The 20,481-nt window shown below is 68.7% G+C and carries 27 protein-coding genes and 1 pseudogene; 12 read left to right on the top strand and 16 right to left on the bottom strand.

Annotated features, from left to right (window positions below):
• From C1I98_RS15200 to C1I98_RS15140, 14 genes and pseudogenes are all read right to left on the bottom strand, one after another.
• Positions 1–346 (bottom strand): annotated as a pseudogene (locus C1I98_RS15200) (hypothetical protein); the annotation flags it as partial.
• Entirely contained in the window at positions 343–759 is a 417-nt protein-coding gene (locus tag C1I98_RS15195; protein WP_111168100.1) for a pilus assembly protein TadG-related protein, read from the bottom strand. The gene C1I98_RS15195 and the pseudogene C1I98_RS15200, both read right to left, overlap by 4 nt.
• Positions 756–1,187: a TadE/TadG family type IV pilus assembly protein gene (locus C1I98_RS15190; protein ID WP_199536964.1), complete on the bottom strand. Its 432-nt coding sequence runs from the start codon at positions 1,185–1,187 to the stop codon at positions 756–758. The genes C1I98_RS15195 and C1I98_RS15190 overlap by 4 nt, the downstream gene beginning before the upstream one ends.
• Entirely contained in the window at positions 1,184–1,558 is a 375-nt protein-coding gene (locus tag C1I98_RS15185) for a TadE/TadG family type IV pilus assembly protein (RefSeq protein ID WP_158558047.1), read from the bottom strand. Before C1I98_RS15185 ends, C1I98_RS15190 begins: the two co-directional genes overlap by 4 nt.
• Positions 1,555–1,752: a hypothetical protein gene (locus C1I98_RS40505; RefSeq protein WP_146607449.1), complete on the bottom strand. Its 198-nt coding sequence runs from the start codon at positions 1,750–1,752 to the stop codon at positions 1,555–1,557. Before C1I98_RS40505 ends, C1I98_RS15185 begins: the two co-directional genes overlap by 4 nt.
• A gap of 18 nt (positions 1,753–1,770) precedes the next feature.
• Positions 1,771–2,625 (bottom strand): type II secretion system F family protein, encoded by an 855-nt coding sequence (locus C1I98_RS15180; RefSeq protein WP_111168094.1) that lies wholly within the window; start codon positions 2,623–2,625, stop codon positions 1,771–1,773.
• A complete protein-coding gene (locus tag C1I98_RS15175) occupies positions 2,622–3,464 on the bottom strand; it encodes a type II secretion system F family protein (protein WP_111167871.1) in 843 nt (280 codons plus the stop codon). Before C1I98_RS15175 ends, C1I98_RS15180 begins: the two co-directional genes overlap by 4 nt.
• The gene (locus tag C1I98_RS15170; protein WP_158558046.1) at positions 3,461–4,762 is read right to left on the bottom strand and encodes a TadA family conjugal transfer-associated ATPase; all 1,302 of its coding nucleotides are present in this window, start codon (positions 4,760–4,762) and stop codon (positions 3,461–3,463) included. The genes C1I98_RS15175 and C1I98_RS15170 overlap by 4 nt, the downstream gene beginning before the upstream one ends.
• Entirely contained in the window at positions 4,759–5,418 is a 660-nt protein-coding gene (locus C1I98_RS15165; protein ID WP_111167867.1) for a CpaE/TadZ family protein, read from the bottom strand. The genes C1I98_RS15170 and C1I98_RS15165 overlap by 4 nt, the downstream gene beginning before the upstream one ends.
• Before the next feature lie 61 nt (positions 5,419–5,479).
• A complete protein-coding gene (locus tag C1I98_RS15160; RefSeq protein ID WP_158558045.1) occupies positions 5,480–6,037 on the bottom strand; it encodes an SAF domain-containing protein in 558 nt (185 codons plus the stop codon).
• An 80-nt stretch (positions 6,038–6,117) separates the two neighbouring features.
• Positions 6,118–6,945, bottom strand: a complete 828-nt coding sequence (locus tag C1I98_RS40500; RefSeq protein ID WP_146607448.1) for a hypothetical protein — start codon at positions 6,943–6,945, stop codon at positions 6,118–6,120.
• A gap of 829 nt (positions 6,946–7,774) precedes the next feature.
• The gene (locus tag C1I98_RS40495) at positions 7,775–7,990 is read right to left on the bottom strand and encodes a hypothetical protein (protein WP_146607447.1); all 216 of its coding nucleotides are present in this window, start codon (positions 7,988–7,990) and stop codon (positions 7,775–7,777) included.
• 88 nt (positions 7,991–8,078) lie between these two features.
• A complete protein-coding gene (locus C1I98_RS15145) occupies positions 8,079–9,182 on the bottom strand; it encodes an NsdA family TPR-like regulatory protein (RefSeq protein WP_497844839.1) in 1,104 nt (367 codons plus the stop codon).
• Positions 9,166–9,441: a helix-turn-helix domain-containing protein gene (locus tag C1I98_RS15140; protein WP_111167857.1), complete on the bottom strand. Its 276-nt coding sequence runs from the start codon at positions 9,439–9,441 to the stop codon at positions 9,166–9,168. The genes C1I98_RS15145 and C1I98_RS15140 overlap by 17 nt, the downstream gene beginning before the upstream one ends.
• Positions 9,442–9,685: 244 nt before the next feature.
• Between C1I98_RS15140 and C1I98_RS15135 the strand changes: the two genes are divergently transcribed.
• The 12 genes from C1I98_RS15135 (at position 9,686) to C1I98_RS15085 (ending at position 18,888) form a co-directional block, all read left to right on the top strand.
• Entirely contained in the window at positions 9,686–10,240 is a 555-nt protein-coding gene (locus tag C1I98_RS15135) for a P-loop NTPase family protein (protein ID WP_111167855.1), read from the top strand.
• A complete protein-coding gene (locus tag C1I98_RS15130) occupies positions 10,237–10,758 on the top strand; it encodes a dCTP deaminase (RefSeq protein WP_111167853.1) in 522 nt (173 codons plus the stop codon). The genes C1I98_RS15135 and C1I98_RS15130 overlap by 4 nt, the downstream gene beginning before the upstream one ends.
• 26 nt (positions 10,759–10,784) lie before the next feature.
• The gene (locus C1I98_RS15125) at positions 10,785–11,339 is read left to right on the top strand and encodes a dCTP deaminase (protein WP_111167851.1); all 555 of its coding nucleotides are present in this window, start codon (positions 10,785–10,787) and stop codon (positions 11,337–11,339) included.
• Positions 11,336–11,848 carry a cytidine/deoxycytidylate deaminase family protein gene (locus tag C1I98_RS15120; protein ID WP_146607446.1) on the top strand — a complete coding sequence of 171 codons (513 nt, stop codon included), beginning with the start codon at positions 11,336–11,338 and terminating at the stop codon, positions 11,846–11,848. Before C1I98_RS15125 ends, C1I98_RS15120 begins: the two co-directional genes overlap by 4 nt.
• The gene (locus tag C1I98_RS15115; protein WP_111167847.1) at positions 11,823–12,719 is read left to right on the top strand and encodes a class I SAM-dependent methyltransferase; all 897 of its coding nucleotides are present in this window, start codon (positions 11,823–11,825) and stop codon (positions 12,717–12,719) included. The genes C1I98_RS15120 and C1I98_RS15115 overlap by 26 nt, the downstream gene beginning before the upstream one ends.
• 39 nt (positions 12,720–12,758) lie before the next feature.
• On the top strand, positions 12,759–13,496 hold the full coding sequence (locus tag C1I98_RS15110; RefSeq protein WP_199536963.1) for an NAD-dependent epimerase/dehydratase family protein: 738 nt from the start codon (positions 12,759–12,761) through the stop codon (positions 13,494–13,496).
• Positions 13,391–13,846, top strand: coding sequence for an NAD-dependent epimerase/dehydratase family protein (locus tag C1I98_RS45045; protein ID WP_199536962.1), 456 nt, complete (start codon positions 13,391–13,393; stop codon positions 13,844–13,846). Before C1I98_RS15110 ends, C1I98_RS45045 begins: the two co-directional genes overlap by 106 nt.
• A complete protein-coding gene (locus tag C1I98_RS15105; protein ID WP_111167845.1) occupies positions 13,843–14,880 on the top strand; it encodes a Gfo/Idh/MocA family protein in 1,038 nt (345 codons plus the stop codon). Before C1I98_RS45045 ends, C1I98_RS15105 begins: the two co-directional genes overlap by 4 nt.
• Positions 14,877–16,433 carry a glycosyltransferase family 4 protein gene (locus C1I98_RS15100; RefSeq protein WP_111167843.1) on the top strand — a complete coding sequence of 519 codons (1,557 nt, stop codon included), beginning with the start codon at positions 14,877–14,879 and terminating at the stop codon, positions 16,431–16,433. Before C1I98_RS15105 ends, C1I98_RS15100 begins: the two co-directional genes overlap by 4 nt.
• A gap of 122 nt (positions 16,434–16,555) precedes the next feature.
• Entirely contained in the window at positions 16,556–17,128 is a 573-nt protein-coding gene (locus C1I98_RS15095; RefSeq protein ID WP_111167841.1) for a phosphotransferase family protein, read from the top strand.
• 40 nt (positions 17,129–17,168) lie between these two features.
• Positions 17,169–18,137 carry a DUF932 domain-containing protein gene (locus tag C1I98_RS15090; protein WP_267898049.1) on the top strand — a complete coding sequence of 323 codons (969 nt, stop codon included), beginning with the start codon at positions 17,169–17,171 and terminating at the stop codon, positions 18,135–18,137.
• Positions 18,138–18,393: 256 nt separating this feature from the next.
• Complete coding sequence (locus tag C1I98_RS15085) at positions 18,394–18,888, top strand: hypothetical protein (protein ID WP_111167837.1); 495 nt, start codon at positions 18,394–18,396, stop codon at positions 18,886–18,888.
• A gap of 71 nt (positions 18,889–18,959) precedes the next feature.
• Here C1I98_RS15085 and C1I98_RS15080 read toward each other — a convergent pair whose 3' ends face one another.
• Together C1I98_RS15080 and C1I98_RS15075 are read right to left on the bottom strand one after the other, a co-directional pair.
• Positions 18,960–19,568, bottom strand: a complete 609-nt coding sequence (locus tag C1I98_RS15080; RefSeq protein WP_111167835.1) for a C40 family peptidase — start codon at positions 19,566–19,568, stop codon at positions 18,960–18,962.
• Entirely contained in the window at positions 19,565–20,404 is an 840-nt protein-coding gene (locus C1I98_RS15075; protein WP_233507886.1) for a replication-relaxation family protein, read from the bottom strand. Before C1I98_RS15075 ends, C1I98_RS15080 begins: the two co-directional genes overlap by 4 nt.
• Positions 20,405–20,481: the final 77 nt, after the last annotated feature.

Raw genomic sequence — 20,481 nt, 5'->3', positions numbered from 1 at the left:
GGCCGCGTGGTGCGGCGATCGGCGCGGTGGCGGTCACGGTGATGGCGGTGATCAGGTATGCGGCCAGGCGCTGGAACGGCAGCCGTATCCGGCTGGGGCGATTCCGGATCGCTCCTATAACTTCGGTGAGGACCGCCCAGGTGAACAGCGTCCAGCAGGTCCACACCACGGCCAGCAGTAGCGCCTCGATCACCACGGGCTCGCCGGGGGTGGCCAGGTCATCGGCCGTGGGCAGGTCGATCGGCCAGAAGAAGGTCAGCAGGACGGCGGGGATCCCGGCCAGGAACGCGGCCAGCGCGGTGGCTGCGGTGATCTTGGTGAGGATCGGGTGCTGCGGCCAGGTCATTGCGGTCGTCCTTGTTCGATGCCGTGGAACAGGTGCGCGGTAGCGGTGGCGCTGGCCGTGACCTGGTCGATGCCGATCAGCGACAGCAGACGGGTGGGCCGGGAGGTGGCGACGATGACCTGGACCGTCCGGCCACCGGCCAGGGCGACTTTGCCGGTGTGGCCAGTCGAGGACAGGTAGGCGCGGGCGGCCGAGACTGCCTGGGCAGGGCTGGTCTCGATGCGGCCCCCGCTGTACGCGCCCACGACATCCACGTGTCCGGCTCCGGCGCGGGCGGCTTCTTCGGCGACCGCGTACGCGGTGCGGTAGGCCTGGACTTTGGCGCCACCGTCCACTACCAGCCCGGCGCAGACCAGCACCGCCAGCGCGATGACCGCGGCGAACGCTGTGACCGATCCCCGCTCGGCGTTCACCGGATGTCTCCTCGGGCCCGGTAGGGGTCGATCGGGCTGGTGAACTCGCTGGTCAGATGCTTGGAGCCGGGAAGGCCGGGCAGGGCGAGGTCGGCCAGGTCCACCCGGCAGGACACCCGGGCCACCACGGTGGCGGGTGCGCCGACCGGTGCGGAGAAAGCGGCGGTGTTCACGGTCACCGTCGGGATGCAGGCCAGGCCCTCACGGGCCAGCGCGGCATGCGCGCTGGCCACGGCTTGGGTGCGGGCGGAGGCGGGGTCGCGGGCGAGGGACGCCTGCCGGGCCGCGTCCCGTGCTGCGGCGTCGATCGCGCCGTGGGCGAGGGTGATCCGCCCGAACCCGATCACCGCCAGCACCAGGGCGGCCAGCGCGGGGGCGATGATCGCCGCTTCCAGCGCCATCGAGCCCCGCTCTGCCGGGGTGGTCATGGGGTGGTCCATCGTTCCAGCGGGGCGCGGGCGACCTGTTCCACCCCCAGGTCGAGCAGCGGGATCAGGCTGATCGCCCGGCCGGTGACGACCATTTGGACACTGCCGCCGGTGCGTTCGGCGCGGACCGATGGGGAGGTGAGGAAGTTGCCGCCGGTCTGCCGGAGGAAGTCGCGGGCCGCCGTCTGCCCGGTGGTGAGGCCGGCGCCGTGGGCGCGGCCGGCGCGCAGTCCTTCCTGGGCGGCTGCCAGGGCGATGGCGCGGGCGTGGAACCACATCGCGGCATTGACCGCCAGGAGGATCAGCAGGAGGACCATGGGGTAGATCACCGTGGCCTCCAGGGTGGCCGATCCCCGCTCTCGTCGGCTCATTTGATCTTGGCGAGGTGTTCGTTGACGACGCTGGTGAGCTTGGCTCCCACGGCGATGGCGAGCAGGAACACCACGGCGGCGATGACCACCCATTCCACTGTCGAGCCGCCGTGTTCGCGGCGTCGTCCGGCGGCCGATCGCAGGTCCTCCAGCCGTGCGACGGTCGCGGCGAGCAGGAATCTGTACATCATCATGAACACCCTCCAGGTGGGTCAGCCGCCGGTCATCCGGGCGAAGGCGGGGTAGCCGAGCAGCAGCAGGAAACCGATGACCGACAACGCCATCGGGACGGTCATGGTCTCGGTCCGTGAGCGGGCCGAGGCGGTCGCGGCGGACAGCTCGGCCTCGCGCAGGGACTGGGCCTTGGCCATGAGGGTGCCGGTGATCCCCGCGCCCCGGGTTCCGGCGGCCTGGGCGATGGCGGCGACCTCGCCGAGCTGGGGGAGGTCGATCTCGGCGGACAGGCGGGTGAGTTCGTCCCATGCGCCGCCGGTGGTGCGGCGGGCCGGGTCCAGCGCGTGGGCCAGCCGCCGGAACGTCCAGCCCTGCCCGGCCTTGGCCGCCGATTCCAGGGCGTCGGCCGGTCCGGCTCCGGCTGCGCGGGCGAGTGCGACCAGGTCGAGGTAGGCGATGATGGCCTGGCGGAACGCGGCGCGCGCTTCGGCGGCCTGCCCGCGGAGGGCGGCGTCGGGGGCGAAGAACACCGCGACGGCGAACGCGGCGCAGGCTCCCCAGGTGATGATCGGTGGGAGGGTGATGCCGAGCAGGGCGCACCAGGCCCACAGCACCGGCGGCCCGGCCACTCCGAGGCCGATCATCAGGGTCTTCTGGGCGAGGTAGTCTTCGGCGGTCTTGCCGGTCAAGGCCAGGTCCGTCTGCGGGGCGGTGATCGGGAGCTTGCGGGCCAGGCGGGTTCTCCAGTCCCGGTCAGGTTCGGTACGGCTCGCGCCGGGCTGGAGGCGTTGCATCGCCGGGCCGAGCGCGGGCGCGGCGGGCAGCAGCGCCACGACAGCCAGCGCGATACCGAGGCCGATGAGCGCGCCGCAGGCCAGGACCAGACCGATCATGACCGCTCCCCGCTGGATGGGTTGAGGAAGCGGTGGGCCTTCGGCGGCTGGGCCAGGCGGTGCAGCCAGGCGAACGCCCCCGCATACAAGCCGATCACCGCCGCCAGCACCACCTGCCCGCCCAGCGTGCCGAACGGCGCGACATAGGCACGGTTGGCCAAGGCGAAGGCAGTGTAGCCGAGCAGCGCGCCGATCACCCACCGGGCGGTGGTGCGGTGCGTGGCCCGCTGCGCGTCGATGTCCCGCCGCGCGGCGACGTCCTTGGCCACGGTACGCGCCAGACCCTGCAACACCTCACGCAGGCCTTTGCCGCGGGCCCGGCACGCAAGGATCAACGCCGCGGCGATCATGTCCCCGGCCGGGTCGTCCAGGTCATCGGCGAACGCGCGCAGCGCCTGTTCGGTCGGGGTGCGGTAGGCCAGCCGCCGGGCCAGCGCCCGCACCTGTTCGGCGATCGGCGCGGGCGGGTTGTCCGCGCTGGAACGCAGCGCTTCTTCCAGACCGGCGCTGCCGCCCAGGACATCGGCCAGGTGCCGAGTCCAGGCTTCCAGGGCTTCCAGGCGTTCGATCCGCCGGGTCGTGGCGCGGTTGGTCAGCATCGATGGCAGCGTGACCGCGCCCGCGGCGGCCCCAGCGGCGGCGACCGGCCAGCCGGTGGCCCACCACGTCACCCCACCGGCCGCCAGCGCGTACAGGACCGGCCTGGCCGAAATCGGCGGCAGCCGTCGCTGTCTCGGACGGGGCGGCCGTAGCGGCGAGGGGCGCGTCAAGGTGGTGATGGCCAATAGCGGCCCCGCGACCAGCGCCGCCCCGGCAAGGGCGGCCAGCAGCCCGGTCACACCAGCCCCCAGCCGGTGAACAACCCCGGATCGAACCCCGCCTGCACCAGCTCGTCCATGCACTGCGGAATCGTGTGCGACACCGCCCGGCCATCCGGCCCCGGCACATAAACCCGGTTGACCGCCGGTTCCGCCCCGTCCCCCGGCGGCAGCACCTCGTGTACCTCGGCGACGTAGCGGTGGTTGACCGGGCCGTCGAGGTCGTGCCGCAGGTCGTGCCCCAGATGGACCACGAAGTCCACCGCCATCCCGATGGTCCGAAACAGCGTCCCGGCAGGCAGGGCCAGCCCACCCGAGCCGGCCAGGATCAGCATCCGGGCGAACACCTGAGCGGCCGAGTCGGCGTGCATGGTGCAGATCGATCCGGCGCCGCCGGTGTTCATCGCCTCCAGCATCGGCACCAGCTCATCCCCGCGGACCTCCCCGACGATGATCCGCCGGGCGTTGAACCGCAACGCGTCCGCGATGAGCTGGTGCATGGTGATCGCGCCCAGCCCTTCGCTGTTGCCCTCCCGGGCCTCCAACGCCAGCACGTCCCGATGCCGATCGCCCTGGTGGTGCAGGAACAGCTCGTACTCCTTCTCGATGGTGGCGATCCGCTCGTCGGGGTCGATCTCGGCGGCCAGCGCGCGGGCGAAGGTGGTCTTGCCATCGCCCATCCCGCCGGTGATCACGATGTCCTTGCGGGCGCGGACCGCCGCGCCGAGGAAGGCGCGCAGGCCCTTGTCCAGGGTGCCGGTGGCCATCAGGTCATCCAGATCGGCGTGCAGCATGCCGTGCCGGCGGATCGACAGACACGGCCGCGGGGTGACCCCCATCAGCGCGGCGATCCGGGTCTGCTGCCCGGCGGACAGGTGCAGCCGGGGCCGGGCGATGGAGAATTCCCGCGCGGTCTGCCCCTGGTAGGCGGCCCACCGCCGCACGTCCTGAATCAGGTCCTCATCGGAGTCGGCGATCGGCGGCCCGGCGATTTTGCTGCCGTCGCGGTAGGTGATCCACACCTGGTCGCAGCCGTTGACGTCGATGTTCTCCACCTGTGGGTCATCGATGAACGGCTGCAACCGGCCCAGGGCGAAGATCTCGTTGTAGGCGGCCTCGGCCAGCAGTCGCTCCTCGGCCAGGGTCGGGGTGTCGCGCCCGGCCAGGGCGCGCCCGTCGGCGTAGGCACGGACCAGATCGATGATCGCGGCCCGGGCGTACTCCCGGATCGCCTCATCCCCGCTGACGTGGGCGTCATCGAGTGCCTGGGTGACCTGCGGCAGCAACTCCCGCACCGCCTGCTGCACATCAAAGCTCACGACCGTGCCACCTTCGGTAGGGCCCGCTCGGCCAGGGTGTTCGCCAGCGATCGCGCCGCGCGGAGCAACAGAGAACGCGCCAGGTAGCGGGTGTTGCCGGTGCCGTGGCTGAGCAGCGTCGCAGCACGAACATCGTGCGGCAGATGATCGACCACTTCCACGGCGAGCGTTTTGGCAACCTCGCGGCGGCTGTACGGACCGGCCCCGGCCAGTAGCACCCGCGCACGCGGCAGTGTCTTCAGCCGTGGGGCGAGCGCCGACAGATCCCGCAGGCTCGGCCGGGCCACCACCAGCACCTGATCGGCGGCGGTCAGGAGCGGTGTCGGGGTGTCCGTGCCGCCGATCCGCCCGATGTCGGCGATCACATCACCCGGCAGCGCGGCCAAGGCCTCGCCGATGGCCGGCCACAGCGGCTGCACCAGTGATAGCTGGGCGGGCTCGGCCAGCCCCGGCAAAATCCGCTGCCCGCCGGTCAGATGCACGACCTGCTCGGCAAGGGCGGCGGCGGAGTCGCCACCGCGCCGCAACCGCACCGCCCACTCACCCAGACCACGATCTTGCGGCTGGCCCGCCAGGTAGCCGGACAGCAGGCTGCCACCGGCCGGATCGCACTCGGCCAGCAACACCTCCCGGGGCCAGGTGAGCGCCAGCGCCAAAGCGGTCGTGGTGACCCCAGGACTGTGCCCGCCCGAGCACACAACGATCAACATCTGGCCCTCACCCCGCCCGCGACCGCAACACCAGCGCGATCTCCCCATCGGCGGCCTGCCGGGCCAGCGCGGTCCCATCGGCGGCCGGGACGACCAGATCGACCACCACCAGCCCATCGGCATCCAGCGGCCCGACCCGATCAACGCGGGCCGGATGGTCGGCAGGCGTGGCGCCGTCCGATACGGCCGCGGCCAGCACGCGATCCCCGGGCCGGATCCCGCGGGCGGGCAACCGGCTGGGCTTGAGCGCCACCGGCACGATCGTCTCGCCCGGCGCCGGAACCACAGCGTCGGTCACCTGACCCCGGGACAGCAGACCGCTGGCCTTCAGATCGACTGCGGCGCGCCAGCCGATGATGCCGCTCTTTCCGGCCGCCTCCACCGTCTGGACACCCGGATCCAGGCCGAGCGCGACCGTCCGCAGATCCTGCGCCCCGATCGGCTGCCCGATCGGCACATCCCGGGCCATGACCAGCACCGGCGTGCGATGCGCGGCGACGCCGTACACCTGCCAGGCGATCAACGCCCCCAACGCGGTCAGCCCGACGCTGGCCAGGAGCATCATCGGACTACGCTGCCCCGGCAACGGACGTACCTGGCCCGTCTCCGCAGGCGGCTTGAGCCGCTGAAGCAACATCGACGGGTCTACTCCCTTACAACGGGCGCTTGCGCTTCGACGACGCGTACCGGGAAGGTGACCGACCTGGTGATCGGTGGCAGCGTGCCGCCTGTCCCGCCCGAGCCGCGCCAACTCCCGCCCCAGGTCACCGATACCGTGACTCGATAGCCGTGTGCCGGTTGCTCATACAGGTGGGAACAGGTGGTCTTCTGCCGTTCGGGGGGCCGGGTGGGGTCGTAGGCGGTACCAGGACCATTGCAGGTGAGCCTCCGGCCATCGCCGGTGTTGATGGTCATCTGCTGCGGCGTGGCGGTGGCTTCGGCCCAGACCGATCCGGCACGCAGGCGCTTGGACTTGGCCGTCCACTGCTCATCGGCCAACCAGAACCAATGCGGAAGCCCGACCAGCCCATCTCGCCCGCGTGGCGGGGCGGTAGACACCGACGGCGGTGTGATCGGAATCAGCTTGTAGGCACGACGCGCGAGCTTCTCCGGGGATGCACGGCCATCGTGATCAGGTCTGACCCAGATGTGATCTCCAGTCCCGTTCCAGACGACGTCCCCGGAACCGTCAGAACACTTCACCAGGTAGTGAGTCCCCTTTTCAAATGCCTCATTATGCGTATCGCGGGATTTCTGGGCGTTCTTTTCGTCACTAACATGCCATGGCTGGTAGGAGCAAGTCACATTCGGCTTCTTCCGGGTTTGGGTTGCAGACGGGCGATCAGGGCGGTCCCGGGCCGAAATGACATACCCTGTGTACTGGCTCGACACGCCGATATCGTCGTCGTAAGGCCCAAGTGGAAGGGAAGCCGCTACCGCGAAAAACAGATAGATCATGTCGCCGGTGAGCAAGGCTCCTCCAACTGGTCAATCTTCACGACTCGCCACACACCATCGGCCTCCTTGGAAAGTGCGGCGACCATGTGAGTACCGGGCATGCCATGAGTCAGGCGTTTCCCCGTCCGGTCATCCGCCTGGCCGCCTGTACGCCCGTCCTGGCAGTCATGCAGTGAGGCTCGACTGCCCGTGATGCGAAGGCCGTAAGAGTGGATGCTAGGGAACCCATAGGTAACGCGCCCCTTGGCACGAAGTGCGGCGATGCCTTCCAACATCGTGCTCAGAAGGGGCTGCGCAGCCACCCGCTCAAGGATCACCCTGCGCTCTGCGGGGGTGGCATACTCAGCGCGTTGACCGGCGCGGTACAACTCGCGGTAAACGGCAAGGACCGCGTCCCTGTCCGTGGCGGGAGTGGGAGAGATGCTCGGATAAGCCGGGGGCTGAGTAGATATCGGGGTCGGTCGTGCGAAATCGGTGTGAGCGTCCGACTGGCACGCCGCCGTCGCGGCGACGGTCATAAGGAAGGCCACCAAAGGCATGAAGCGCCTGACAGTTGGCAAATCAACCCTCACCGACCAATTCCTAACATAAAGAAGTGATCTACTGGCCACGATTGCCAGACCAGGGTAGCCATAGTCTTCTGGCGGCCAAGGGTGCAGGAGTTAGTTCTTACCAGAAGTTTAGCCAAGTCGGAGCTTCTGCATTAGTGGCGAGCCGAACGCGCTTCTTCGGCGATCCTGGACACCCCCTTCCTGTCCGGCTCGACTCTTGGCGTCGGCTACCAGACGTTCAGTCCGATCGAGTACCGAGAGAGGTGACCGACTGCCTGGCGGAGCAACTGCGGTCACTGTTCAGGCTGGAGTTGCCGATCTCGATTCGCTTCCAGGTAGTCAACGACGACAGGTGGGCTGCTGTGCGGGGCGAGGCGTTCGGCGAACTCGTTCAGTCGCTGGTCCAGTCGTTGGAACTTGACTCCTGTGGCGGCCTGCCGAATCGGCGGGGCGAGTTCGACGGCTCCGTCCATGTCGCCGCGCTTGGCCAGCACGGTGACGTGCAACACGGCATGTACAGCGCGTAGCGAGGGTATTTACCGCGACTTAGTAAATCGAGCGGCTTGTTCCCCTGTTCCGACTCAAACCGCATTTCCCTTATGTCGTGAAGTCGAGAAAATCCCGGACTATGGGAACGTGCCGGTGTTCCGCGAGTTTGTCTCTCAGGTCGTCCAAGGTCGCCGACGATCGTGCCGATTCGACACCACCGAGGCAGCGGACGGCATGCTGGGCGACCATGACCGCCTGGTCGAGGTCGCGCAACGCCAGATAGGCGTCAGCGGCACGCGCCAGGTAAATGGCATGTGTGCGCGGGTACTGATCGTCGCCCGCGTAGTCCGCGTCGATCGCTGCGTCGAATCGGCGGATTGCTTCCCGGGAGTCGCCGAGCTGAAGCGCCGATGACCCGGCGATCATCTCGATCTCTCCGAGGTCCACCCAGTACAAGTAGGGCGGATCATCATCGCGTGGCCCGGCCGCGAGCAGATCACGAGCCCGGTGGAGAGCATGGGCGCAGGCACGCCGATCACCGGCCTTGGAGTAGGAACGGGCCGCCCGCGCGGCGAGCATCGCGCGGAAGCGGGGAGTGGCCCTGTTCTTGGTCTGAACCTGCGCGGCCTCGATAAGGGCGACGGCATCGCGGGGGTCGCCGGCGGTGTAGTGCTGAATCGCGCGGAAGGACAGCGCGTAGGCGCCGCTGAGCGGGTCGCCTGCGGTGGCCGAGGCCCGCAGCGCGGCGTCGAAGAACCGCTCGGCCTGAGCGTGGAAGCCGTCATCGAAATGGACCCAGGCACAGCAGCGGGCGGCTTCGGCGGCAGCCGCGTACAGCCGCCGGCCGGTGGGCTCATCGAAGCGAGCGTCCTTGACCAGGCCGACGATGAACGCGAACTCGGCCTTGCCAAGCTCGCGTAGTTGGGCGCTGCCCAGCGCGTCGTCAAGATGGCGCAGGCGGTCCAGCCGGGTCTCCAGATGGCCGACCATGGGCGCGGTGATCAAGCGGCGGCCGGTTGAAACCGGGCTGGTCAGGGAGGCAAGAGCGTCTTGCCAGCCGCTGATCGATACCCCTAGAGCGGCCGACGTCATGATCAGGTACTCACGCCGGTCCACCAGGCCTCCCACTGCGAGATCGGTCAGCAGTTCCACCGTAGCTGCCTGATCGCCATAGATGGGAGTCTCATTTGCCCGTTCACATGCGGTAGCCAGCCAGCCAGTCCGGCCACGGCAAGGTCTGGAGCACGTGCGCAGGAACGCAGTGCAGGACGGCCATCGCCTCTTGCGCGGATGACTCGGGGACGACCTGCCCGCTTTCCCACCGGTAGATCTTCTGCCGCTCGTGAGCCATCCCGCCCAGCCCGAGCCGTCGATGGACGGCATCCAACTCACGGGCGTAAGCCGCCTGCGACCAGCCGAGCCTGCCGCGCAAAACGGTCAACGGGTGCGGCTGTTCGAGCGAAGCCGTCATAGGTCGCTCCTGGTGTGAGGGCCAGTGCCTCCACCATCTCTTAGCCATCGCCCCGTTGCAGCCCGGTAGGCGCAAGAGACTACATCGGCGGCGCGGAAGACTACAGATGATCACTGGTAGGAGCGCCGGTCATCGAGTTCTCATTGTCTTCAGAACAGCCCGACCGAGAGTACGACGACATCCGTTGCATCCGGATGCTGCCGACCCTTCCTGATCACCTGCCCTTGAGGGGGTCTGTTTCCTCATGCCCAAACTCGCGCTCTACGGCTTGCCCGGCGCCGGCAAGTCCACCTTCGCCCGCCTGCTCGCCACGCAAGCCGAGGCGGCAGGCGTTCCGTGCAAGGTCGTAAAGATCGGCGCACCTTTGTACGAGCTTCAGGCCCTGATGTACACCCTGGCCGGGCGGCCCCTGCTGTCGCCGACCACACAGGATGGTCTGCTGCTGAGCGATCTGGCCAGGCATCTGCGTCGGATCAACTCGACCTCGCTGACGGACCTGTTCGCCGCCAAGGTGGCCGCGGTACCAGCCGGCACCATACTGGTCTGCGACGACATGCGCGCCCCTGACGTCGAGGCGGTAACGCGCCTGGGGTTCCTGCTGGTCGAGGTCCACGCACCACAGGAGACACGCTGGCCCCGTAGGCAGGCCCGCGGCGATCTCACCCTCGCCCGGGAGGATCACCCCAACGAGGTACCGGTCCACCGCACCCCCGATCACCGGGTGGCCAACGATGGCGGCCTGGCCGCACTGCGCGGCCAGGCCGCCACGCTCATTGAGCGTCTGGGGGTGAAGATGTGATCCTCACCGGGCCCGCGATCGCCGCCGAACTCCAGCGCGACCGGATCACCATCGACCCGTTCGACCCGGCGCTGCTCAACCCCAACAGCGTCAACTACCGGCTCGGGCCAGCGCTACGAGTCCACCGCTCCGCCGTGATCGACCCACTCGCCGATCACCCGACGGACGAGATCATCATCCCCGCAGGCGGTATCGTCCTACAACCGCGCCGGATCTATCTCGGCACAACGCTGGAGCGGATCGGCAGCGCATATTACGTGCCATCGCTAATCGGCCGCTCCTCGCTCAGCCGGCTCGGGGTGTTCTTGCAGATCTCAGCCGATCTGGGCAATCTCGGCGCAGTCCATCGCTGGACTCTGGAGATCGTCGCGGTGCAGCCCATCCGGCTGTACACCGGGATGATCGTCGGCCAGATCTCGTTCTGGGTACCCCACGGCGTCGTGCCCTCATACGACGGTCACTTCGGCCGCTTCTCCACCGCCGTCACCCCACCGCCGCGGCTGCTGACGACCGCCTGAGCATCGCTGACGAAGGAGGCGCCTTCATGATCTTGACTGGTGCAGAGATCACCCGCCAGCACGAGCAGGGGCGGATCACCATCGACCCGTTCGCAACCGGCCAGGTCAACCCCAACAGCTACAACTTCCGGCTGGGTCCGACGATCAAGACCTACACCAGCGACATCCTGGACGTCGCCCGCCCAAACCCCGTCCGCACGTTGACCATCGGAGCGAACGGGCTCGTCCTACAGCCGGACCGCATCTACCTAGGGCACACAGTGGAGGTGATGGGCAGCGACCACTACGTGCCCATCATCCGGGCGCGTTCCTCGGTGGCCCGCCTCGGCCTCTTCGTCCATGTGACCGCCGACCTGATCGACATCGGCTCCCACAACCAATGGACGTTGCAGTTGCACGCCGTCCAGCCCCTTCGTGTCTACGCGAACCTGCTCATCGGCCAGGTGACCTTCTGGCGCGTCCACGGCGACATCACCTTGTACGACGGTAAGTACCAGGGCGCGCGCGGCCCTCGCGAGTCGGAGATCCACCGAGACTTCCCCCACTTCACCACGCCGCCGCCCGCCGGAGCGGGCTCATGACAACACATCGCCTCGATCCGTCGCTTGAGTGCGCCGACGAGGATGGCCGGCGCGTCGTGGCCAGCGCATTCCGGCTGATCTCTGCTCGCTATGTGCTGGCTCGCCACCAGATCGGCGCCGCCATCCTGGACGCCCACGGCACCATCCACCTGGGCCTGCACCTCGACGCCATGGTCGGCCGCGCGGCCGTATGCGCGGAGGCGGTCGCGCTCGGAGTCGCACGGATGTCCACCGCCGCACCGCTGATTCTTGCGGCTGCGGTACGGCACCCCAAGCCGGACGAGCGCACCCCGCCTCGGCTGGTGCCGCCGTGTGGACTGTGCCGCGAACTGCTCCTTGACCACGCCCCCGACCTGGCCGTCGTCATCGGCGCCCCCGAGGGGCCGCGCATCACAGCACTGAGCCACCTGCTCCCGCACAAGTACATCGGCACCAAATGGGCGGTGCCGCAACCCTCCAGCCCTGCCCGCGAAGGAGGCTGTCATGGACTTCCGCACGCCGGAACTTGACCAGCTCGGCGCCACTCTGCCCAGCACGTACTTCCAGCTCAGCACCAGCGACGCCCGTGACCGCTACTTCGCCGACACCCGCATGCTGGACGGCAAGCAGCTGGCGCACAACCGCTTCCGTACCAACCCCCGCACCATGGCCGACCACCTGCTGGAGCAGATGGCGCTGACCGGCCGTGAACGGTGGTTGGACCTCGGCTGCGGCAACGGCTTCGTCGCCGAGCAAATCCGCCCGCACCTCGCGAGCGGGAAGATCGTCGGTCTCGACATCGCCCCTGGCGTCCTGGAGGCCGCACGTACCCGGATGGCGGGAGTGGCCACGCCGTGTGAATGGGTCGAAGGCAGCGCGGATGACCTCTCGGCGTTCGCTGACGACGCCTTCGACCGCGTCACGGCGATCTACATGATGCACTACGTGCCGGACATCGACACCTGCCTGCACGAGGCCGCCCGGGTGCTCGCGCCTGGCGGCCGGTTCATCCTCACCACCGACCGGCCCGACTCGATGGTGGAGATGTTCGACGCGCACTTTTCCGCGATGCGGCAGATGAACGCCCCCGAGTACCTGTTCAAGTCCACTCCCAAGGGCCGCATCTCGCTGCTCAACGGCCACGAGCAGCTAACCGCCCACTTCGCCGAGATCGACCTTCAGACCTGGCAGGACCAGCTACGTTTCACGGCCGTCGGCCCGTTCCTGGACTTCTACGCCGCGCACAACTACTGCTGCGCCGCTTCGGCACCGGGCGACGGCCTGGAGCCCGGCTTCTTCACCGAGTTGCGCGAACGCGTAGGTGAGCATGCGCAGATGGTGATCGATCGCGACGGCTTTTTCGCGGTCACCAAATTCACCGGCTCCTTCATCTGCCAGTGATCTGCGCGCCGTCACATGACCCGAAAAGAGGCAGCCCGGATGTTCAACCACCTCACCACCCTCGCCGATGCCCGCCTGCTCATCACCGGAGGAGCCGGTCTCATCGGTGCCGCCCTCGCCTCCCAAGCGCGCAGCTTGGGCGCGCAGGTGATCGTGCTGGATGACTTGTCCGCCTACGACGCCGACACCTACGCCATACTCGGCACCACCCGCGGCACGCCTGGCCTGACCGTGGGCGACATCAACGACCGGCCACTGATCGAGCGGCTCACCGGCGGCAGCGATTTCGTCATCCATGCCGCGGCGTACTCCACCGTGGCCGGCTGCGTGCGAAATCCCGACGCTGCCTTCGCCGCCAACGTCGCCGGTACCTACGAGGTACTACGGGCCGCGGCCCATGCCCGCAACGTTCAGCGGCTGGTGTACATCTCCTCGGCACAGGTGTACGGGCATGGCGTCGCCGGGCCAGACGAGGTCCAGGTCTTCACCGAAGACCAGCCCACCAACCCGCTCAACCCCTATGCCGGTGCCAAACTCTGGGGTGAGACACACACCCGGCACCTGCTGGAGGCCGCCGGGGTGGACTACACGATCGTCCGGCCGTTCTCGGTCTACGGAGAGCGGCAGATCCCCAAGCCCGCGCCTGGTCCTGGGTGGTGGCCCAGTTCTGCATGTACGCCAGCCTCGGTCAAGAACTGCCGCTCAACAACAGCGGGCGCCAGGTCCGCGACTTCGTCCACGTTGACGACGCCGCCCACGCCATCCTCACCGCTCTGACCGCCCCGCAGGCCGGTGGAGCCACCATCAACATCGGCACCGGACAGCCCACCAGCATCCGGCATGTCGCCGAGATCGTCCGCGAGCACCTGCCCGCCACCCGGTTCCACGCCGCGCCACGGCCCGCCGGTGACCCGCTCGGGGGCCGCGCCGATACCACCCGCATGACCAGCGTGCTCGGCTGGCAGCCCGGAATCACCGTGGACGTCGGCGTGGCTCGCTATCTGTCCTGGCTCCAGGTCACTCCGCAAGCGATCCCTGCCTGGCTGCCCGCGGAACGCGACCGAGCCTCCGCGTGGAACGCCGACCATGAGCCGAGCACCTCACCCCGCAGAAGGCAGCCCTCATGAGCCCTCCTCTTCGCGCAGCCGTCATCGGGCTCGGATGGGCGGGCAGCGTCCACGCCCAAGCGCTTGCGCGTATCGACGGCGTGGAACTGGTCGCCGTGGCCGACACCGATCCCACCCGCCGCGCCGCCTACCCGCACCTGTACCAGGCCGCCGACGTCACCGGCCTGCTCGGCCATGACCTGGACTACTGCGTCGTGGCCACCCCGACCGCGACCCACGAGCAGGTCGGTCTCACCCTGGCCGACGCCGGGATCAACGCCCTCATCGAGAAACCTCTCGCTCCCACTTTGGCCGCGGCACTGCGCCTGGCCGCGGCGTTCGAGCAGCGCGGGCTCGTCGCATCCGTGGGCCACACCGAACGCCGCAACCCCGCCATCGCCGAACTGGCCACCCGGCTGCGCGCCGGCGATTTCGGGGACCTCTACGCGCTGGCCACCCGCCGCCACAGCCCCTTCCCCGACCGCATCCGCGACACAGGCGTGGTGAGCGACATCGGCATCCACGATGTCGATCTGATCGCCTACCTCACCGGCCGGCCCATCAGCTCGGTCGCCGCACGCACCGCATCCCTGACCGGCCGCGGGCACGACGACCTTGCCGTGGCCTGGTGCCTGCTGGACGATGGCGGCCTTGCCAGCATGGAACTCAGCCGTGTCGCCCCGCTCAAAGAACGCCTTCTCGTCCTGCACACCGCCGCCGGACGGGTGAGCGTGGACGCGGTCACACGGACGATCACCCACCACACCAACGCGGCCATTGGCGCAGGCGCGCCCCTCACCGGATTTCGCGGCATGAGCCGGGGGCGGGTCATCAGCCACCACATTGAGGGCCCGGAACCGTTCCACGCCCAAAGCCTCGCCTTCCGCGACGCGCTGCGAGGACGCGCCCATGACCTTGTGACCCTGCGTGAAGGAGTCGCCGCCGTCGCGGCCACCGAAGCCATCCTCGCCGCCGCCCGCCTCGGCACGGACGTCCCCGTTGCCACGTCGATAATCCCCAAGGCATCTCACGCCGTGGAAGAGAGCCCACTGTGACGCTCACCATCGACCTGGTCGTCCAGTTCTTCCCGCGTGGCGGCTCTGCCCAGGTCATTCGCTACCTCGCCACCGAACTGACCCGCCGCGGCCACCGTTGCCGCATCCTGTGCGGCTCGCTCGGCCAGGCCGGCCAGTTCAGCCACGCCGAGACCTTCTACACCGGCCTGCCCGTCGCCCCGATGGACTACAACGCCGCGGCCGACGCCTACGCCCGCGGCAGCACCAGCATGGAAGGTCGGCCATCACCCTTTCACCCCTCCTACGAGGACCGCGGCCCCCAGGCACCCGACCGTATGTTCACCGCCGTGGCACCCGCCACCACGGCCCACCTGATCGACGCCTGGACCAGGCACCTGACCAGCCACCGCAGCAGCCGCCCTGACGTCGTTCACGTCCACCACCTGAGCCATCTGCAAAGCGCCGTCGCCCGCGCGTATCCGGACGTCCCGGCGGTGACCACCTTCCATGGCACCGACCTCAAGCTTCTCGACCAAGCCCAGCGGCACGTTCGGCTCGCCGACCGGATCGCGGCCGGTGTGACCCATCTCGCGGACGCCTGCCGCCACCCTGATCCCGGCGCCCGGCGTGAGGCGCTAGCTCGGCTGCTCCCCCACAGCCTCTCACCCGGCCTGCGCGAACACGCGCTCGCCATCGACTGGCGGCACTGGCGACATGCTGACGACTGGGCCGCGCAGATGCGCAGCCACCTGCGCCAGGCCGGACGGCTGGTCACCGTCTCGGTCAACGATCAGGCCGAACTCCAGCGTCTGCTCGCCGTTCCCACCCGGCAGATCACCGTCATCGGCAACGGCGTCGATATCACCCGCTTCACCCCCCAGCGCCTGACCATCGGCGAAAGACTGGCCCTGCTCCGTCACTGGCTCGTCGCCGACCCCCAAGGCTGGGCCGTCGACCGGCCGCCGGGCAGCATCAGCTACACCGACGCCGATCTGGCCACGCTGCTCACTCCGGATGGCAAGCTCCGCCCAGTCGTGCTGTGGATCGGCCGCTACCAACAGGTCAAGCGCCTCCCCCTGCTACTGGAGGCATTCGCCGCCGCGAGCAAGAAGATCTCGCCTACACCGGTCCTGCTGCTGTGGGGCGGCTACCCAGGCGAGAACGAGGGCGAGCACCCCGCCGAGGTCGCGCGTCGGCTGGGCATCGACAAGCACGTGTACCTGATCGGCTGGCGCGGTCACGACGAGCTGCCCGCAGGGCTGGCCTGTGCCGACCTCATGGCCGCTCCAGCGGTCAACGAAAGCTTCGGCATGGTCTACATCGAGGCGGCGGCGTGCGGCGTGCCGCCGATCGCCACCAGCACCGGCGGGCCCGCCACCCTCATCACCGGCCATGGCGCCCACGCGGACGGCTGGCTCGTGCCCCCCGACGACGTCGGCGAGCTGGCCGCCACCTTGACCGCGGCGCTCACCAATCCGATCGAGCGCGCCCGCCGGGCTGCCAACGGGGTACAGCACGTACGCCAACACCACGCCTGGCCCCGCGTAGCCGACCGCTACGAGCGGCTCTACCACGAGGAGGTACACCGCTGACCGCGCTCACTTACGGATGACCCACCTCGCAAGGTGTCCCTGCGATAACCTCGGGAGCCATCCTCGACCGGCACGAGATGCCCGGGAGGAACCTTCCGGGCACCGGCAGAAGGGCAGCGCGCGTGGCGGTCGGCCAATCCACCACCCATGACCTCGAATTCGGCGACGAAGTCGTCATCAAGCGCTACCGCTCATGGGATCGACGCGAACCGCAACGCGAGTGGACGGCGTTGACGCTCCTGGCCGAACACGCGCCCGGCCTGGCCCCCGCCCCTATACGAGCCGACCTCAACGCGAGCCCGCCGACAGTGGTGATGAGCCGCCTGCCCGGCCACGTACTGCGCGGCGCACCCGCCACCGTCGCGCAAACCGACGCCGTGGCCGCCGCCTTCACGCGCCTGCACCAGGCGATCCCGGGACCGGTTCTTGGAGCGGTCGAGCCCGCCGCCTGGGGACCCGCCGCGGCGGTGGCCAAGGTCCGTACCTGGGCCGACAAGCGCCCGGACCTCGGCCAGGACGCCGACGTCCGCCACGGGGATATGTGCTGCTCCACGCAGCTCGATTTCGTGAGGCGATTGCTCCCTTGGTCCAGGCATTCAACGCTGCCCAACAACTGCCGGAGTACGCCCAGGATGTCATCGGGACGATCGCTGACCTGCTCGGTGGTGCCTACGCCGGGGATGCCGGTGGGGTGAGTGAAGAGTTCAGGAAGGCCACTGGGCAGGACGTCCCCGACTGGATGAAGCAGCCGCCTGGCACTACCGAGCCAGCATGCAGGGGGAAGAACCGAACCACTACCCGGGGCCGATCCCGGTCGAGGACGTCCGGCGGCGGCTGTTCGGCTGGGAGGCCGTCTCCAGCCCCCTCTACATCGAAGATCCACGAGGCGGCCTGGCCCTGGTGCCCGGGCGGCAGGCCATCGTGCGCAGCGACAACGGGCATGTCATGGGCGTCTTTTCCGATGGGTATGAGCGCCACCCCTACGGCGAGTGGCTGATCCGCAGAATCGCTGATCTGCTGGATTCCGATCTGTGGATCGGGTCGGCCGGTCTGCTGCGGGGTGGCGCGGTGGCCTGGGTGTCGGTCGAGGTGCCGGAGAACGTCCGGACACCCGAAGGGGTGGAGTTCCGGCCTCATCTGTTCGGGGCGACCTCGTTCGATGGGTCGCTGGCGACCACGTTCAAGCGGGCGGTGACCAACATCGTGTGCGACAACACGATGGCCGCCGGGCTCGCTGAGCGGGGCCAGCAGGTCAAGATCAAGCATTCCCGGAATTCGAGGTTCCGTCTCGCAGAGGCCCGTGAGGCGCTGCACATCGTTCACGCCTTGGCGGACGGGTTCTCTCAGGCGGTGGCCAGCCTGTGCCGGACTTCGGTGAGCGGCCGGCAGTGGGACGCCTTCTTGGACGCGCATGTGCCGATGCCTGATCAGCCGGGCCGGGGCCGCACCCTGGCCGAGAACAAGCGGGACACCTTGGCGAGGTTGTGGAACCACGATCTGCGGGTCTCGCCGTGGCGGGGTACGGCCTGGGGCGTGGTGCAGGCGGTCAATACCTTCGCCCACCATGAGCAGAACGTGCGCGGGGCGGAACGGGCTGAGCGGAACATGCTGCGCGCGGTTACCGGCGGCATCGAGGACCTGGACCGGGCCACGCTGCGTACGCTGTCGGGTGTGCTGGACCGGCCGCTGACTCTCGCGTCCTGAAGCGGGGTACATCCGGCAGCCATGCCCAGGCAGGACGCTGTGGTGCGTTCAACCATCGCCAACGTGATGCCGCTGACGCTAAGAGCAGGGCACGCAGTCGTATGTATGGAACTTGGCGCCCTTCGTCCCGGACGCCGCTGCCCGGGCGAGGCTATGGCATTCGCCCAGCCGCTGAGCGGCTACTCCACCATGACCCCATCCCAGAACCCCCGTCGTTCGTCGAGTCGTGTCTGCGACCCTGGCGAGCGGAGGAGATATGAACGAGGCGACCGCGCATCTGCTGTTCGACACGGTGGAGCGCCTGGAGAAGAACATCGTGGCCCGCGAATGCCCAGCGATCGTCGCCCTGGAGGGCACGACGGGTCCGGGCAAGCTCGTCATGAGCGATTACGACTATCTGCGTGACAGTGCCACCGCCGCCGCGTTCGAGATGCGGGCGGCGGGCAAGGCGGCGGAGATCGGGGTGGTCCGGTGGGTTTTGGCGGTGCCGCAGGTGTGGGTGTTCTCCGCGCCCGGCACGATCGCCGTGCGGGCGGTGTCCAACCATCGGTTGCGGGAGGGTGAGCAGGAGGCGATCACCTGGATGAGCTTCGACCAGGATGACGGGATCGATTACGGGCGGGTCGCCTATGCCCGGCGTCCGAGCGGGGAGCCGGTCTTCGAGGAGCCGGAGATGTTCGAGGTGGGGATCCGCCCCACGGAGACCATGCCGGGTTTCGCGCTGCTGCAGCGGTGTTTGAGTGAGGAGTGAGGGCCGGTCTGTGGACCGGCCCTCGGACCATTCTCAGTACTCCGTCAAAGAAAAGCCGAGACCGGTCACGGTCACTCTACAGCCGATGACGGGGTGTGACCTCGCATGTCCTCATGCGGGTGTCGCGGCCGGATGATGCCGATGAACTCCCGCTCCCAGTAGGGAACGCCTGCCCAGGTCTCGATGCGGACGGTGCTGCCAGTGGACGGTGCGTGGACCATACGGGTGACGTCGATCGCCAAGCCGACGTGGTGGATCGTCGCAGGGTCAGCCGGGTTGTCGGCGAAGAAGATCAGGTCTCCGGGCCTGATCTGGCCTCTGGGGATGCGGGCTCCGGTGTTCCATTGGGCGGAGGTGTCGCCGCCGATTCGTACTCCGGCTGTGGCCCAGGCGTACTCGGTCAGACCCGAGCAGTCGAACCCACGCGTCCGGGCGCCGCGCCCGATGCCGAAGCCGGGGCCGCCTGGTCCGCCGCCGCCCCAGGAGTACGGAACGCCGCGCATGCGCAGCGCGGCCTGAACGGCCAACACGCCGCGTTCGGCAGTCACTCCCAGCAAGGGCGTGGTGTCGGTGGTGACGGCGTAGTGGACACCGCCGGACGCTCCGGCCAGCACCACGATGCCGAGCAGGAGGCCCCCGCCGATCGCCAAGGGCGTGATCAGCCCGGCCTCGTCGATCATGGCTGCTTCGCGGGGCCAGTCTGGGGCCAGTGGCCGGCGAGTTCGGCAAGGCGTAGCCGGTTTTCGTTGCGGTCATGGGGGAGCCAGATCGCGTCGTGTGAGCTGGGGCCGGTGACGGCGGTCGCGCACGGTACTCCGGTTTGGGCGGCGCGGAGTTGCAGGCGGGTGCGCAAGCTGGCTTCCCTGCCCTGCGCGGTGGTCAGGAACAGCACCGGGGTGGTGATGCCGGTGACGGTGGTGAGGGTGGCGTAGTCGTGCAGTTTTCCTGCCACCCGATCCAGCGTTTCGGTGCCGGTGTCGTATTCGAGGAAGAAGTCGATGGTGCGGCCGTTTTCGGTCCAGCGGGCGTAGGCGTCGGGCCGGGCGTGTTTGCCCCATTGGGCGGCGCACCTGGTTTCGGGCCACCAGGTATCCAGGCTGCATCCGGTGGTGTGGCGGGCGGTGCCGTACAGGCGGGCGAAGACGTCGTTGACGCCGGTGGTGTGGGCCAGACGCTGGCTGTAGGCGGGGGTCAGGGCTCGGTCGCGGCGGTAGCCGAGTTCGGAGATGGTGATGCCGTCTTCAGCGGCCAGTACGGCGGCACCCGGTTCGCCGAGCACGTAGTGCCAAGGCGCCGAACCTGTGGGCGGCTTCGGGCGGAAGCGGTCCACAACGCTGATCTTGTGCAGTTTGATCAGGCGGTGGCGTGCAGTGCCGGCATCGTTGAAGGCGATCTGGGCGATTTGGTGACTGGTCAGGACTCTGTGGGTCCAGATCGTGCGGAGTAGGTGGCGGTCCCGGCTGGTGAGTTTGGTGGCCAGTGATGCCATGACGGCGGGTGTGTAGTGCTCGTTCATACGGGTTCTCCTTCTGTGGTGGATCGCTGCCGCGGGTCGTCTTGCGGCAGGTCTGGTGGCGCGCCTGGGTGCGGCCG

It is taken from the genome of Spongiactinospora gelatinilytica, from assembly GCF_003236385.1.
GTDB classification, from domain to species: domain Bacteria; phylum Actinomycetota; class Actinomycetes; order Streptosporangiales; family Streptosporangiaceae; genus Spongiactinospora; species Spongiactinospora gelatinilytica.
The sequence above is the reverse complement of the archived record's forward strand: the minus strand, read 5'-3'. Positions and strand labels throughout refer to the sequence as shown.

Bases quoted from the DNA above. Each gene is read 5' to 3' on its own strand.
- C1I98_RS15080 (WP_111167835.1), bottom strand. From the start codon at position 19,568: ATGATCGACGAGGCCGGGCTGATCACGCCCTTGGCGATCGGCGGGGGC.
- C1I98_RS45045 (WP_199536962.1), top strand. From the start codon at position 13,391: ATGTACGCCAGCCTCGGTCAAGAACTGCCGCTCAACAACAGCGGGCGC.
- C1I98_RS40505 (WP_146607449.1), bottom strand. From the start codon at position 1,752: ATGATGATGTACAGATTCCTGCTCGCCGCGACCGTCGCACGGCTGGAG.
- C1I98_RS15140 (WP_111167857.1), bottom strand. From the start codon at position 9,441: ATGACGGCTTCGCTCGAACAGCCGCACCCGTTGACCGTTTTGCGCGGC.
- C1I98_RS15110 (WP_199536963.1), top strand. From the start codon at position 12,759: ATGTTCAACCACCTCACCACCCTCGCCGATGCCCGCCTGCTCATCACC.
- C1I98_RS15135 (WP_111167855.1), top strand. From the start codon at position 9,686: ATGCCCAAACTCGCGCTCTACGGCTTGCCCGGCGCCGGCAAGTCCACC.
- C1I98_RS15125 (WP_111167851.1), top strand. From the start codon at position 10,785: ATGATCTTGACTGGTGCAGAGATCACCCGCCAGCACGAGCAGGGGCGG.
- C1I98_RS15075 (WP_233507886.1), bottom strand. From the start codon at position 20,404: ATGAACGAGCACTACACACCCGCCGTCATGGCATCACTGGCCACCAAA.
- C1I98_RS15085 (WP_111167837.1), top strand. From the start codon at position 18,394: ATGAACGAGGCGACCGCGCATCTGCTGTTCGACACGGTGGAGCGCCTG.
- C1I98_RS15190 (WP_199536964.1), bottom strand. From the start codon at position 1,187: ATGACCACCCCGGCAGAGCGGGGCTCGATGGCGCTGGAAGCGGCGATC.
- C1I98_RS15160 (WP_158558045.1), bottom strand. From the start codon at position 6,037: ATGATGCTCCTGGCCAGCGTCGGGCTGACCGCGTTGGGGGCGTTGATC.
- C1I98_RS15185 (WP_158558047.1), bottom strand. From the start codon at position 1,558: ATGAGCCGACGAGAGCGGGGATCGGCCACCCTGGAGGCCACGGTGATC.
- C1I98_RS15105 (WP_111167845.1), top strand. From the start codon at position 13,843: ATGAGCCCTCCTCTTCGCGCAGCCGTCATCGGGCTCGGATGGGCGGGC.
- C1I98_RS15180 (WP_111168094.1), bottom strand. From the start codon at position 2,625: ATGATCGGTCTGGTCCTGGCCTGCGGCGCGCTCATCGGCCTCGGTATC.
- C1I98_RS15115 (WP_111167847.1), top strand. From the start codon at position 11,823: ATGGACTTCCGCACGCCGGAACTTGACCAGCTCGGCGCCACTCTGCCC.
- C1I98_RS15120 (WP_146607446.1), top strand. From the start codon at position 11,336: ATGACAACACATCGCCTCGATCCGTCGCTTGAGTGCGCCGACGAGGAT.